This window comes from Pedobacter sp. Leaf216, from assembly GCF_001421515.1.
Taxonomy (GTDB): domain Bacteria; phylum Bacteroidota; class Bacteroidia; order Sphingobacteriales; family Sphingobacteriaceae; genus Pedobacter.
This window is the reverse complement of record NZ_LMKM01000037.1, coordinates 22,129-34,358: the sequence shown is the minus strand read 5'-3', so window position 1 is coordinate 34,358 and position 12,230 is coordinate 22,129. Positions and strand designations below refer to the sequence as shown.

The window sequence follows — 12,230 nt, the reverse complement described above, 5'->3', positions numbered from 1 at the left end:
ATATTATATTTGCATCGCAAAGGTAAACTAAGCAAAAGAATTAGACGAAAACATGGCGATTAAAATAACAGATGAGTGTATAAATTGTGGGGCTTGCGAACCGGAATGTCCTAATAACGCAATTTACGATGCCGGTACTGCATGGCGTTTTTCTGATGGTACCAATTTAAACGGTATCATTGATTTTGGTAATCAACAAATTGAGGCTGACTCAGCACAGGAAGCAGTTTCGGATGAAGTGTATTACATTGTATCCGATAAGTGTACGGAGTGTAAAGGCTTCCATGATGAGCCACAGTGTGCGGCAGTTTGTCCGGTTGATTGTTGTGTAGATGACGAAGATATCCGCGAAACAGAAGATGAATTGTTGGCTAAAAAAGCCTGGTTACACCAAGAAGGGTAGTCAAACTTAAATATTTATAAAAAAAGTCTCACCTAAAGTGAGACTTTTTTTGTTTATGGAGACTTATAGCTCAAATTTATTATGATCGATAACATAAAAATAACTCCTTGCGGAAAAGAGGACGTAAGAAAAATTGTGGATGGGATTAATCAATATAATTTGGGTAAAATTAGAATATAGAAGTCAGGGTATAGGTACCTGCATTCTAAAATATGTTGAAGATATTGCAAGAGCAAGAGGAGCATCAGTCGCTATGCTTGACACTTTTGATTTTCAAGCAGAGAAGTTCTATTTAAAAAACGGTTATGAACCAATTGGCGAAATACAAGATTTTCCTCAGGGGCACAAAAGAATATATTTTTCAAAACGGTTAACGCTTTAACTAATTATATAAGTTTACATCTGAAAAAACTATAGCCGAATATTTTAGTTTTCCCTAAACCCTAAACCCTAAACCCTAAACCCTAAACCCTAAACCCTAAACCCTAAACCCTAAACCCTAAACCCTAAACCCTAAACCTAATCAACATCACATTTATTAGGGATAATTAACACTGGGCAGGCCGATTTCCTTGCAACGTGTTCTGCAACGCTTCCCATTAAGAAGTGGTATAATCCTGTGCGGCCGTAAGTACCAATTACAATTAAATCAGATCCCCACTCATCAGATTGCTGTATAATGCCATGCGCTGCGGTATCTACTATGCTTAAATAAGTCGTGGTAATTCCTTTTCCATATTTAGTTTCCATTTCTTTAAGTAAGATATGGCTGTTTTCTTCACTATTGTCGTAAGTCTCCAAAAATACAGGTGCCAGGGTTAAATCTGGATTTACATTGGCAGGTACGGGTTCGATTATGTTAACCAATGCAACTTCTGCTCCAAATTTTTCGGCCATGTCGTAACCGGCTTTTGCCGCTTTTTCTGAACAGGTACTGTTATCAACGGCGATTAATATTTTTTTAAAATTCATGGCAAGCTGATTTAAAAGTTGATCATCATAAAAATAACAAATTTGCATGCAAAATGTTAGGCAATGGATGTATTTTATTAGTTTTACAATAGTTTCACGAGCAGATTTAAATGGAAAATCAATACGGTATTTGTAGGGTTGCTGTAGCACCCTTAAGAGCAGATGCATCAGATCAGGCAGAAATTGTTTCGCAACTTTTATTTGGCGATCATGTCGAAATTATACAGAAAGAAGATCGATGGTGGCTGATTCAGAATGGTTATGACGGTTATGAGGGCTGGATGGATTTTAGGCAATTGGCACCAATTACCCAAAATCAGTTTGCAGAAATGCATGATTGTAAGTTACTAGCCCCATTAAGTTTTAATAACGTATTAACAGCGGCTGATGGAAGTAGCTATCATTTGAGTCCGGCCAGTAACCTTCCATTTTTAAAGGATGGTTTTTGTTATGCGGGCGAAGAAAAGTTTAAATTAAATTTCGGAGCATATGATAACAGTGCTGTAAATTTTATAGATAAGGTAACTGAAACTGCTAAATTTTTTCAGAACATACCATATTTGTGGGGTGGAAGGCATTTATTTGGCCTTGATTGTTCGGGTTTTACCCAAACCGTATTTAAAATGTTGGGTATTAAGTTAAACCGAGATGCCTCACAGCAGGCTGAACAAGGCGAATTGGTTGGCTTTTTGGCAGAATGCAGGGCTGGTGATGTTGCTTTCTTCGATAACGAAGAAGGCAGAATTACTCACGTAGGTATTATGCTGAGTCCCAATGAAATTATCCATTCCTCAGCCAAAGTAAAAATAGATCCGATTGATGATCAGGGTATTTTTAATAAGGAATTAGGTAAATATTCGCATAAGCTGAGAATTATTAAACGTTTTGTGGATTAAGTTTGTGGAATGCGGTTTTGGAGGCAATGGCACACAAAAACTATTTCAGGGTATTTTTATCAAGAAAGATGTTGACTACGCAGGAGCTACAAGACAATTAAAAATAATATTTCTACTTATAAAATAAATTCAGCATGACGGAGCTTAAAATTAAAAAACTAGTTATCCATCTCCTAAACCATAATTTGCCGACCAACAATACAAAACCTTTATGCAAAGCATCATCTATGTCCCTTTTTTGCTCTTTTTGATTATATTTGTATAGATAATTAAAGCGAATATGGAGCCGAAAATAAGGAAAATGGCAATGGTGTTCAATCAGGTAAAGATGGAGGATGAAGATGCTTTGGATATTGCCTTTTGGCTTGCTCAAGCTCCAGAAGAACGGCTTAAAACTGTCGTTTCTTTAAGGAAAAGTTATTTCACCTGGTTAAACAGTTCATTTCCTGAAAAAATGGATAAGGTTATAACACATCGTAAATTATGATATTTGAGCCTGACTTTATAGAGTTTATAGAACTCTTAAATAAGCATGATGTTAAATATATGATTGTGGGCGCTCATGCTTAGCATATCATGGCAGACCCAGACATACTGGTGATTTAGACATTTGGATTAAGCCAGATCACGAAAACGCTGAAAAAATGATTGATGTATTGACTGAATTCGGTTTCGCATCACTAGGGTTTAAGAAAGATGATTTTTTAAAAGAAAACTATGTTTCACAAATTGGCTATCCACCATTAAGGATTGATATATTAAATGCAATTTCGGGTGTTGAGTTTGATGAAGCCTTCGAAAATAAAATTGATGCTGAAATTGATGGTTTAGTCACGCCTTTTATCAATGTTCAGGATTTTATTGCCAATAAGATTGCTTCTGGAAGGCTCAAAGACTTAGCTGATATAAAAGAGCTGCAGAAAAGAATAAATAAAAAGAAATCTTAAATTATTCCATCTCCCAAACCATCACCTGCCGATCATCACCTGTAGAAATTAAGTATTTGCCGTCATTGCTCCAGATGATTTTATTAATCGAATGAGTATGCCCTATACCTGCTTTTTCTAAACTTAAAATTTTATACAGTTTAAAGTTTTCTGCATCCCAAAGTTTAATGCTCTTATCCTGACTGCTCGTGGCAAAATAAGGCAGGGTAGGATGAAAGGCAATATCATAAATGGTAAACATGTGTGCCGGAACAGTTTCTCTGAGTTCGTAATTCGGCAGATCCCATATTTTTAGTTGTGCATCTCGGCTTCCTGAAATTAAATATTTGCCTGTGGGATGATAAGCCAAAGAGGTAACAGGTAATGAATGCCCCTCCAATGATTGTTTCAAGCTATAATCTGCAAGGTTGTAAATCCTGATCAAATGATCCTTGCAACCAAATGCAACTTCGCTTTCATTGGGTGCAATTGCAATGGTCCTAACGGTATCGTAAGCCACCTGGAAACGATAGATTTCTGTAAAATCTACTAATGACCACACCGCAACCGTTCCATCTTCGCCCGTGGTTAAAAGCTCGTTTTTTCCTTTTACGGTTTGTATGTTGAAAATCGGTTTAGTGTGGGCATTTACCCTGACTATTATTTTCTGATCTTTGAGATCGTAAACACTAAAAGCGCCACTCCTTTCCCCAACAAATAATTGATTGTTGTAATAATGCAGGCAATAAACTGAACTCTGCACTGGCATTTTAACCTTCACAAAAGCCATTTCATTTAACGACCACTCTACAACACCTTTATCGTTGCCTGCACTAAAAAATACACCATCTTCATCTGAGTTGGCAAGCGCATAAACAGGGTTTTGGTGTCCGGGGAAGGTATGTAGGTGTTTGAGCATTTCTTGAGGTTCATGGTTTAATGTTTAGGGTGTAGGGTTAGGCATATAGCACCTTAAACCTTACGCCTTCCACCTCAAACCTTATCTGTGTCTAGTTTCTAAATTCTTCGCAATATCCTGAATCGATAAACCTTTTTCTTTCAATAAAAATAAAAGGTGAAAAACAAGATCTGATGCTTCACCAATGAGTTCTTCTTCCGATTCGGCAAGGGCAGCGATTACGGTTTCTACACCCTCTTCACCAACTTTTTGAGCAATTTTGTTTAACCCTTTAGCACGCATTTTATTGATATACGAACCTTCAACAGGATTTTCGTATCGATCGGTAATGATGTTTTCGAGTTCGAAGATGAAATTTTGATTGAAATCTGTTTTAAAACAACTGCGGCTACCAGTATGGCAGGTTGGCCCAACGGCATCGGCCTTAATCAGAATGGTGTCGTTATCACAGTCTACAAAAAGTTCTTTAACAAACAAGAAGTTATTGCTGGTTTCACCTTTTGTCCAAAGGCGGTTTTTAGAACGCGAAAAGAAAGTTACTTTGCCTTCAGCTTGCGTTTTCTCCAATGCTTCAGCATTCATATAGCCCAGCATTAAAACCTCTAAAGTTTTATGATCCTGAATGATTACCGGGACCCCCCAGCCCCCTGAAGGGGGAGTTTTGCCAAAATCAATTTGGCTAACATCTATTTTTTTTTCAATCATTTATTATTCTATTTTATACTTTACCATATTGAGTGGTAACGTCCCCTTTAGGGGATTTAGGGGTTTATATTCTTACCGGAATATTATTCCTTTTTAATTCTTGCTTTAAATCAGGAATCAGGATTTCGCCATAATGAAATACCGAAGCTGCAAGTGCGGCATCAACATTGGCTTTTTCAAAAACCTCAGTAAAATGCTCCATACTGCCTGCTCCACCTGATGCTATAATTGGGATATTGATCATTTGGTTTACTTTGCTTAATAATCCACAATCAAAACCTGCTTTTGTACCATCATGGTCCATAGAGGTTAACAGGATTTCTCCTGCGCCTAAATCTTCTGCCTGTTTTATCCAGCTTTCAGTTTCCAGCTCGGTAATTAATCGTCCACCATTTAAGTGAACCATATTTTTACCGTCTACATGTTTAGTATCGACAGCCAAAACCACAAATTGTACTCCAAAAGTTTTAGCCAGGTCTTCAATTAGCTTTGGATTTCTAACTGCGGCCGAATTGATGCTGATTTTGTCCGCTCCTGCATTTAATAACGCTTCCGCATCCGCAATTTCGGTTATTCCACCACCAATGGTAAAAGGAATATTCAATTGCCTGGCAACTGATTTAACCATTTCAATCATCGTTTTTCGACGCTCGTGGGTAGCCGTAATATCAAGGAAAACCAATTCATCAGCACCCTGTTGTGCATATTGTGCCGCTAGTTCAACCGGATCGCCAGCATCACGTAAATCAACAAAGTTTACACCTTTTACCGTACGGCCGTCTTTAACGTCTAAACAAGGGATTATTCTTTTACTTAGCCCCCCGCCCCCTAAAGGGGGAGATGCGAATTGCTTAGCCTGTATGGCTTCTTTTATCTTTTCCAAAACTGAGTCTAAATTATTGTAAAGTTCAGTGTTTTTGAATCTCATTACCTTAATTCCAAATCCCTCGAGAACTTTTTGTCTTTCAATATCATTATTAATAACCTCCGGTAGATCATGGACGCTTCCATCTAATTCGATAATTAATTTTGCCTCATGACAGTAAAAGTCAGCGATAAAAGATGAAATAGGGTGTTGTCTTCTAAATTTTACTCCTAATTGTTTATTACTGATAACATGCCATAGTAAATTTTCAGCTTCAGTGACCTTGTTTCTTAGGCGTTTAGCATTTTCAAAAATCATATTTGATGCACCATAGAACATATTAGGTTCATTGACTTGTAAAAAATCAATATCATCCTCATTTATTTTATAAGTCATCTTTAACTATGCTATTAACTCCCCCTTTAGGGGGTTGGGGGGTTAGATACTTGATAAGGCCTTCAAATTCCACTCTTTAATTTCTTCGATGGTAATGCGTTCTTCGTAAATTGCTTTTCCAACTACTACACTTCTAATTGGGTATTTGGCCAATTCATAAATATCCTCCATAGAACTTACACCACCTGAAGCAATTAATTTGATCATTGGAGAGTGTTCAAGCAATTTTTCATATAAATCGACTGCTGCACCTCCTAATTTTCCATCTTTGCTGATATCAGTGCATAAGAAGCGGAAAAATCCTAATGAAAGACATTTATCAACGTAATCCATCAGTTTAATCGGCGAACTTTCCATCCAGCCAGAATATTTAATTACCTCATCTAAAACGTCAATTGCAATTACAATTCGGTTAGCATAATCGTCTTTTTTAGCAAAAGCCTCGCTTAACTGTGGTAAAAATTCAGGATTGGTAATGGCTTGTGTACCTACAATTACGCGGTGAATTCCGGCATCTAGTAAATTCGTTACCTGCTCAATGGTTCTGATGCCACCGCCATACTGCACTTTCATTTCAGTTTTCTTGATGATTTCGAAAAGCGTTTTTTGATTACTGAAATCACCTTTGGCTCCATTTAAATCAATAATATGGATAAAATCTGTACCATTTGAACGGTATTTTTCTATCATTTCGGGGATAGAAACATCATATTCCGTTTTTTGGTTATAGTCACCTTCACGAAGACGGACCACTTTTCCATCCAAAATATCAATAGCAGGTATTATGTACATTTTATAAGCTTAAGTTTGAAAAATTTTTTAATACTAATTCGCCGGCTTTTCCCGATTTTTCGGGGTGGAACTGAACACCGTAAAAATTATCTTTTTGTACCGCTGCCGAAAACTTTAATCCATAATCGGCAGATGCGATGTCAAAAATAGGGTTATATTCAATAAAGTACGAATGCACAAAGTAAAATTGTGTATTATCTTCAACACCTTCAAATAATGAATTGCTTTTTGGGCTTACTGCATTCCAACCCATATGTGGTATTTTGATATTCAGTAGCTTATCGAATTTTTTGGTTTTAACCGGAACAATGTTTAAAAGTGCTGCATCACCTTCTTCCGAATGTTCGGTAATCAGTTGCATGCCCACACAAATTCCAAGAACTGGTTTAGTTAGTTTTTTAATCGCTTCAACCAAACCTGTTGCCTTTAATTTTTCCATGGCAGCACCCGCATGGCCAACGCCTGGAATGATAATATGGCTATATTTTTCGAGGTCACTTTCAGTATTTACCATTCCGTAGGTCACATTTAAGCGGTCTAAAGCAGCGGTAAGGGAGAAAATGTTTCCTGCTCCGTAGTTTACTATTCCAATCATAGTTTTGTATTTCAGATTCCTTTTATTTATGAGGTTTGAAAATGAAAGTCGGCTTTTCATAGGGCCTGTAGTCCCGCTATCGCTTATAGTCCGCTCCCGATGAAAAATCGGGATGCGGGCTATTCCGCTCTATCAGGTTTATTTAACAGCGGATGGGCTTCAAACCCTCTGCCCTAAACCTTTCAGCCTTTCACCTTTTTTACAATAGTCCCTTTGTGCTCGGTAATACCATTTTCTCTGCATCGCGTTTTATAGCCATTTTAATGGCTTTTGCGAATGCTTTAAATATGGCTTCAATTTTATGGTGGTCATTATCGCCTTCTGCTTTTATGTTTAAATTGCATTTTGCAGCATCACTGAACGATTTGAAAAAATGATAAAACATCTCTGTAGGCATATCTCCAACCTTTTCGCGTTTAAATTCAGCATCCCAAACAATCCAGTTTCTTCCTCCAAAATCGATGGCTACCTGGGCCAAACAATCGTCCATTGGCAAACAAAAACCATACCTTTCGATGCCTAATTTATTGCCTAATCCTTTAGCAAAGGCTTCACCCAATGCAATACCAGTATCTTCTATGGTGTGGTGTTCGTCAATATGCAAGTCGCCTTTTGCAATTATCTCCAAATCAACACTTCCATGTCTGGCAATCTGATCAAGCATATGATCGAAAAAGTTTAAACCTGTTTCAATTTTTGCTTTTCCTGTTCCGTCCAGATCAAGGTTAATGGTAATATCTGTTTCGTTGGTTTTACGCTCATGGTGAATCTTTCTGCTTCCTGCTTTAAGCAAATTGTAGATATCTTCCCATTTCTTGGTTTCCAAAATAATTACATCTAACAGCGTTTCATGTTTATCAAGTGCTTCAGTTGAACCCAATGCATCATTCTGGCGCAGAAAAATTGCTTTAGCCCCTAAATTCTTTGCTAAAACCACATCATTTAAGCGATCGCCGATCACAAAGGAATTTTTTAAGTCGTAATCTTCGCTAAAATATTTGGTTAATAAAGCAGTACCTGGTTTGCGGGTAGGTGCATTATCTTTTGCAAAAGTTCTGTCAATCACGATTTCACTAAAATGAACACCTTCGCCAGCAAAAGTATCCAACATAAAATTATGGATCGGCCAGAAATTTTCCTCAGGATTTGAAGCAGTACCCAATCCATCCTGATTGGTAACCATTACCAGTTCGTAATCCAGCTCGGCTGCAATTTTTGATAAATAATATAATGATCGCGGATAAAATTTAAGCTTTGCAAAACTATCTACCTGTTCATCATCTGGTTCGATATTTAACGTTCCATCGCGATCTATAAATAATACTTTTTTCATTTTAAAAATTCTCTAGAACAGTTAATAGTTTGTCGTTTTCTTCTTTTGTACCCACGGTAATTCTTAAACATCCTTCACATAAAGTTACTTTAGAACGGTCGCGTACAATGATGCCCTGTTCAACTAAAGTATCATAAATTTTCAGTGCATCGGTAACTTCTGTCAGGATAAAATTAGCATCAGAAGGATATACTTTTTTAACAATATTTAATGTGGTTAATGCTTTGCTTAAACGGTCTCTTTCTGCAACAGATTCTTTAATCCAATCGTTCACCTGAGCGATATTTTTTAAGGCTTCAAAAGCTAAATCCTGCGTGGCCTGATTGATGTTGTAAGGTGGCTTAATCTTATTCAAAACATCGATCACTTTTGTTGATGAAAATGCCATGCCCAAACGTAAAGCGGCGAGCCCCCAAGCCTTGGAAAAAGTTTGCAAAACCACCAGGTTTCCGTACTCGGTTAACTCCTGGATAAACGTCTTTTGGCGGGCGTAATTTATGTACGCTTCATCTACTACAACGATGCCATTAAAGTTGGCTAAAATGGTTTCAATATCTTCGCGGTTTATCGAATTTCCGGTCGGATTATTTGGCGAACAAATGAAGATTAATTTTGTGTTTTTATCAATGGTTTCTGCAATCTTTTCCATATCCAATTGGAAGTTTGGAAGCAGGCTCACTTTACGGATTTCTACATCGTTAATGTTGGCCGAAACTTCGTACATTCCATAAGTTGGTGGCAGCACAATTACGTTATCTTTCCCTGGGTTACAGAATGCACGAAACAATAAATCTATCGCTTCATCGCTGCCGTTTCCTAAAAAAGTATTTTCAATTGGTACGCCTTTTATTTTGCTGATTGCATCTTTTAAATCGAGTTGCAAAGGATCAGGATAACGGTTATAATTTGCTGGTAGCGGCGAACCATAACTGTTCTCATTTGCATCTAAAAAAACAGATGCCTGCCCTTTAAATTCGTCCCTCGCAGTAGAGTAGGGGCGAAGGTTTTTTATATTTTCTCTTACTAAATCGTTAATGTCCATTTTTATATTTTTATTCGTCACTCTTAATTTAGTTCAGGGACTTTTTAAGTGCTGAACTAAATTTAGCACGCTGCATATTGAAGATAGTGATCTAATCTAATTTTTAAGCCTTATAGTTACTGCATTCTTGTGCGCATGTAATCCTTCTGCTTCCGCAAGAATCTCAACCGTATTGCCGATGTTTTTTAGCCCTTCCTGAGACAGGTGCTGAAAAGTTATCTTCTTTAAAAAAGCATCTGTTGATACCCCAGAATATGCTTTTGCGAAACCGCTGGTTGGTAAAGTATGGTTTGTTCCTGAGGCATAATCGCCAGCACTTTCCGGTGTAAGGTTGCCTAAAAATACAGATCCTGCATTTACAATTAATGGAATCAGGCTTTCAAAATGCTCAGTTGCTAAAATCAGATGCTCTGGAGCATACTCATTTGAAAATTTCATTGCAACATCCAGGTTTTCAGCTAAAACCGCATAAGAATTTGCTATGGCCTTAGCTGCAATTTCTTGCCGTGGTAGGATAGTGAGGTGATTTTCAATTTCTTTCAAGGTATCAACGATAATCTGATTTGAAGTAGATACCAAAATTGCCTGACTATCAACACCATGTTCAGCCTGAGCAAGTAGATCTGCAGCAACAAATGACGGATTGGCAGTTTCATCAGCGATGACCAATACTTCCGAAGGACCTGCAGGCATATCAATAGCCACCTTATTTTGAACCATTGTTTTTGCCGTTGTAACGTAACGGTTGCCAGGGCCAAAGATTTTATATACCTGAGGTACGCTTTCCGTTCCGAAAGCCATTGCAGCCACAGCCTGTGCGCCTCCAACCAGGTATATTTTATCGATTCCCAATAGCACCGCGCAGTAAGCTAAATAACAATTGGTTTTACCATCACTTTGCGGAGGAGAACATACCACAATATGTTTACAGCCGGCAATGATTGCCGGAGTAGCAAGCATTAAAAATGTGCTCGGTAAAACTGCTGTTCCTCCAGGAATGTAAAGTCCAACTTTTTCAATTGCCCTCGATTCGCGCCAGCATACAACGCCCGGCATTGTTTCAATTTTATCTTCGTTTTTTAATTGCGATTGGTGAAAAGCTTTGATGTTTTGATATGCTGTATCAATTGCTTTTTTTGCATCAGCAGGGATGGTAGATGCGATTGATTTCAATTCTTCTGCATCTAAAAACAGTTTGTCCAAATCAACCTTATCAAATGCTTTTGCGAAATTGAAAAGTGCCTGGTCACCATCTTTTTTTACCGTGCTGATGATGTCAGTTACCCGTTCTTCAACCAGTTTATCGTCTTCAATCTGCCTTGAACAAAGTTCTTCAATTTTTGATTCAGATAAATCTTTATAATTGTAGATTTTCAATGTTTTATAATTTTAAATTAACTAATAGTTAATATGAATTTAAACGATTTTACTTAATTATTTTTTCAATTGGCATTACTAAAATACCTTCGGCACCAGCAGCTTTTAAACTGTTTATTTTATCCCAGAAATCTTCTTCGGCAATTACAGAATGCACGGCTACCCAGTTTGGTTCGAACAGCGGAACAACTGTTGGGCTTTTAACACCTGGCAATAAATCCACTACTTTTTGAAGGTTATCTTTTGATACGTTTAGTACCACGTATTTGTTAGATTTTGCACTGAGTACTGAGCGGATGCGTTGAAGCAATTCTGCAACTTCAGGATTGTCGGCAATTGATTTGTTTCCGATTAAAACCGCTTCAGATTGCATTACATCTGCAAAAGGTTTTAGGCCATTGCTCTTTAATGTTCCGCCTGTAGAAACGATGTCGAAAATGGCATCACTTAAACCCAAGCCCGGACCAATTTCTACCGATCCTGAAATGGTTCTGATGTCAGATTGTATGCCTTTTTCGTTTAAGAATTTTTCGAGGATAACAGGATAAGAAGTAGCGATGGCTTTGCCGTTTAATTCTTCAAGATTTTGAATATTACTTGTGGCCTGAACTGCAATTTTTAAAGTACACTTTCCGAAGCCTAATTTTTGAAGATAATCTACTTCGGCTTTGGTTTCTACAATTACATTTTCTCCAACTATACCTAAGTCGGCAATACCGTCTTGAACATATTCTGGAATATCATCGTCGCGGAGGAAAAGAATTTCTAAGGGAAAATTGGTAACGGTTGAGATGAGTGAACTTTTGTAGTTTTCGAAAGATAAACCACAGTTTTTAAGTATTTCTACAGATTTTTCGTTTAACCTACCCGATTTTTGGATAGCGATTTTAAGTGTTTTCAAAGTATTGAATATAGAGTGAACAAGAAATTATTTTACGGAAAAAAGTTTTGAAGTACAAAACAAACATATCATATCGCCTATCGGCGATGGTGTAAATGTAAGTGATGG

General features: G+C 37.4%; 15 protein-coding genes. 5 read left to right on the top strand and 10 right to left on the bottom strand.

What is annotated here, in order from left to right:
• Positions 1-52 precede the first annotated feature (52 nt).
• Together ASE74_RS22700 and ASE74_RS22695 are read left to right on the top strand one after the other, a co-directional pair.
• The gene (locus tag ASE74_RS22700) at positions 53-403 is read left to right on the top strand and encodes a 4Fe-4S dicluster domain-containing protein (protein ID WP_055914541.1); all 351 of its coding nucleotides are present in this window, start codon (positions 53-55) and stop codon (positions 401-403) included.
• Positions 404-542: 139 nt separating this feature from the next.
• Positions 543-785 (top strand): N-acetyltransferase, encoded by a 243-nt coding sequence (locus ASE74_RS22695; protein ID WP_055914538.1) that lies wholly within the window; start codon positions 543-545, stop codon positions 783-785.
• A 137-nt stretch (positions 786-922) separates the two neighbouring features.
• On the opposite strand, the gene ASE74_RS22690 is transcribed toward ASE74_RS22695, so the two are convergent.
• A complete protein-coding gene (locus ASE74_RS22690) occupies positions 923-1,375 on the bottom strand; it encodes a universal stress protein (RefSeq protein WP_055914956.1) in 453 nt (150 codons plus the stop codon).
• A 110-nt stretch (positions 1,376-1,485) separates the two neighbouring features.
• Here ASE74_RS22690 and ASE74_RS22685 point away from each other — a divergent pair, with 110 nt between their 5' ends.
• From ASE74_RS22685 to ASE74_RS22675, 3 genes are all read left to right on the top strand, one after another.
• Positions 1,486-2,271, top strand: coding sequence for a C40 family peptidase (locus ASE74_RS22685; RefSeq protein WP_055914535.1), 786 nt, complete (start codon positions 1,486-1,488; stop codon positions 2,269-2,271).
• 280 nt (positions 2,272-2,551) lie between these two features.
• Positions 2,552-2,758, top strand: coding sequence for a hypothetical protein (locus tag ASE74_RS22680; protein WP_055914532.1), 207 nt, complete (start codon positions 2,552-2,554; stop codon positions 2,756-2,758).
• Between the two features lie 157 nt (positions 2,759-2,915).
• Positions 2,916-3,218 (top strand): hypothetical protein, encoded by a 303-nt coding sequence (locus ASE74_RS22675; protein WP_235526199.1) that lies wholly within the window; start codon positions 2,916-2,918, stop codon positions 3,216-3,218.
• Position 3,219: 1 nt separating this feature from the next.
• On the opposite strand, the gene ASE74_RS22670 is transcribed toward ASE74_RS22675, so the two are convergent.
• The 9 genes from ASE74_RS22670 to hisG all read right to left on the bottom strand — a co-directional run bounded on the left by ASE74_RS22670 (position 3,220) and on the right by hisG (position 12,122).
• A complete protein-coding gene (locus ASE74_RS22670) occupies positions 3,220-4,116 on the bottom strand; it encodes a WD40 repeat domain-containing protein (protein WP_055914530.1) in 897 nt (298 codons plus the stop codon).
• 81 nt (positions 4,117-4,197) lie between these two features.
• The gene (gene hisIE, locus ASE74_RS22665; protein ID WP_055914527.1) at positions 4,198-4,821 is read right to left on the bottom strand and encodes a bifunctional phosphoribosyl-AMP cyclohydrolase/phosphoribosyl-ATP diphosphatase HisIE; all 624 of its coding nucleotides are present in this window, start codon (positions 4,819-4,821) and stop codon (positions 4,198-4,200) included.
• A gap of 64 nt (positions 4,822-4,885) precedes the next feature.
• Positions 4,886-6,004 carry an imidazole glycerol phosphate synthase subunit HisF gene (hisF, locus tag ASE74_RS22660; protein ID WP_235526205.1) on the bottom strand — a complete coding sequence of 373 codons (1,119 nt, stop codon included), beginning with the start codon at positions 6,002-6,004 and terminating at the stop codon, positions 4,886-4,888.
• Between the two features lie 120 nt (positions 6,005-6,124).
• On the bottom strand, positions 6,125-6,874 hold the full coding sequence (gene hisA, locus ASE74_RS22655) for a 1-(5-phosphoribosyl)-5-[(5-phosphoribosylamino)methylideneamino]imidazole-4-carboxamide isomerase (protein WP_055914524.1): 750 nt from the start codon (positions 6,872-6,874) through the stop codon (positions 6,125-6,127).
• Between the two features lies 1 nt (position 6,875).
• Positions 6,876-7,469 carry an imidazole glycerol phosphate synthase subunit HisH gene (gene hisH, locus ASE74_RS22650; RefSeq protein ID WP_055914522.1) on the bottom strand — a complete coding sequence of 198 codons (594 nt, stop codon included), beginning with the start codon at positions 7,467-7,469 and terminating at the stop codon, positions 6,876-6,878.
• A 199-nt stretch (positions 7,470-7,668) separates the two neighbouring features.
• Positions 7,669-8,802 (bottom strand): bifunctional histidinol-phosphatase/imidazoleglycerol-phosphate dehydratase HisB, encoded by a 1,134-nt coding sequence (hisB, locus tag ASE74_RS22645; protein WP_055914518.1) that lies wholly within the window; start codon positions 8,800-8,802, stop codon positions 7,669-7,671.
• 1 nt (position 8,803) lies between these two features.
• The gene (gene hisC, locus ASE74_RS22640) at positions 8,804-9,844 is read right to left on the bottom strand and encodes a histidinol-phosphate transaminase (protein WP_055914510.1); all 1,041 of its coding nucleotides are present in this window, start codon (positions 9,842-9,844) and stop codon (positions 8,804-8,806) included.
• 96 nt (positions 9,845-9,940) lie between these two features.
• Positions 9,941-11,221, bottom strand: coding sequence for a histidinol dehydrogenase (hisD, locus tag ASE74_RS22635; RefSeq protein WP_055914507.1), 1,281 nt, complete (start codon positions 11,219-11,221; stop codon positions 9,941-9,943).
• A 49-nt stretch (positions 11,222-11,270) separates the two neighbouring features.
• Positions 11,271-12,122, bottom strand: coding sequence for an ATP phosphoribosyltransferase (hisG, locus tag ASE74_RS22630; RefSeq protein ID WP_055914504.1), 852 nt, complete (start codon positions 12,120-12,122; stop codon positions 11,271-11,273).
• Between the last annotated feature and the right edge of the window lie 108 nt (positions 12,123-12,230).

What these genes read in the sequence shown, in the direction of transcription:
- ASE74_RS22690 (WP_055914956.1), bottom strand. Translation starts at nt 1,375, where the DNA reads ATGAATTTTAAAAAAATATTAATCGCCGTTGATAACAGTACCTGTTCA.
- ASE74_RS22670 (WP_055914530.1), bottom strand. Translation starts at nt 4,116, where the DNA reads ATGCTCAAACACCTACATACCTTCCCCGGACACCAAAACCCTGTTTAT.
- hisH (WP_055914522.1), bottom strand. Translation starts at nt 7,469, where the DNA reads ATGATTGGAATAGTAAACTACGGAGCAGGAAACATTTTCTCCCTTACC.
- ASE74_RS22700 (WP_055914541.1), top strand. Translation starts at nt 53, where the DNA reads ATGGCGATTAAAATAACAGATGAGTGTATAAATTGTGGGGCTTGCGAA.
- ASE74_RS22695 (WP_055914538.1), top strand. Translation starts at nt 543, where the DNA reads ATGGGATTAATCAATATAATTTGGGTAAAATTAGAATATAGAAGTCAG.
- hisB (WP_055914518.1), bottom strand. Translation starts at nt 8,802, where the DNA reads ATGAAAAAAGTATTATTTATAGATCGCGATGGAACGTTAAATATCGAA.
- hisA (WP_055914524.1), bottom strand. Translation starts at nt 6,874, where the DNA reads ATGTACATAATACCTGCTATTGATATTTTGGATGGAAAAGTGGTCCGT.
- ASE74_RS22685 (WP_055914535.1), top strand. Translation starts at nt 1,486, where the DNA reads ATGGAAAATCAATACGGTATTTGTAGGGTTGCTGTAGCACCCTTAAGA.
- ASE74_RS22675 (WP_235526199.1), top strand. Translation starts at nt 2,916, where the DNA reads ATGATTGATGTATTGACTGAATTCGGTTTCGCATCACTAGGGTTTAAG.
- hisF (WP_235526205.1), bottom strand. Translation starts at nt 6,004, where the DNA reads ATGATTTTTGAAAATGCTAAACGCCTAAGAAACAAGGTCACTGAAGCT.
- hisIE (WP_055914527.1), bottom strand. Translation starts at nt 4,821, where the DNA reads ATGATTGAAAAAAAAATAGATGTTAGCCAAATTGATTTTGGCAAAACT.
- ASE74_RS22680 (WP_055914532.1), top strand. Translation starts at nt 2,552, where the DNA reads ATGGAGCCGAAAATAAGGAAAATGGCAATGGTGTTCAATCAGGTAAAG.
- hisC (WP_055914510.1), bottom strand. Translation starts at nt 9,844, where the DNA reads ATGGACATTAACGATTTAGTAAGAGAAAATATAAAAAACCTTCGCCCC.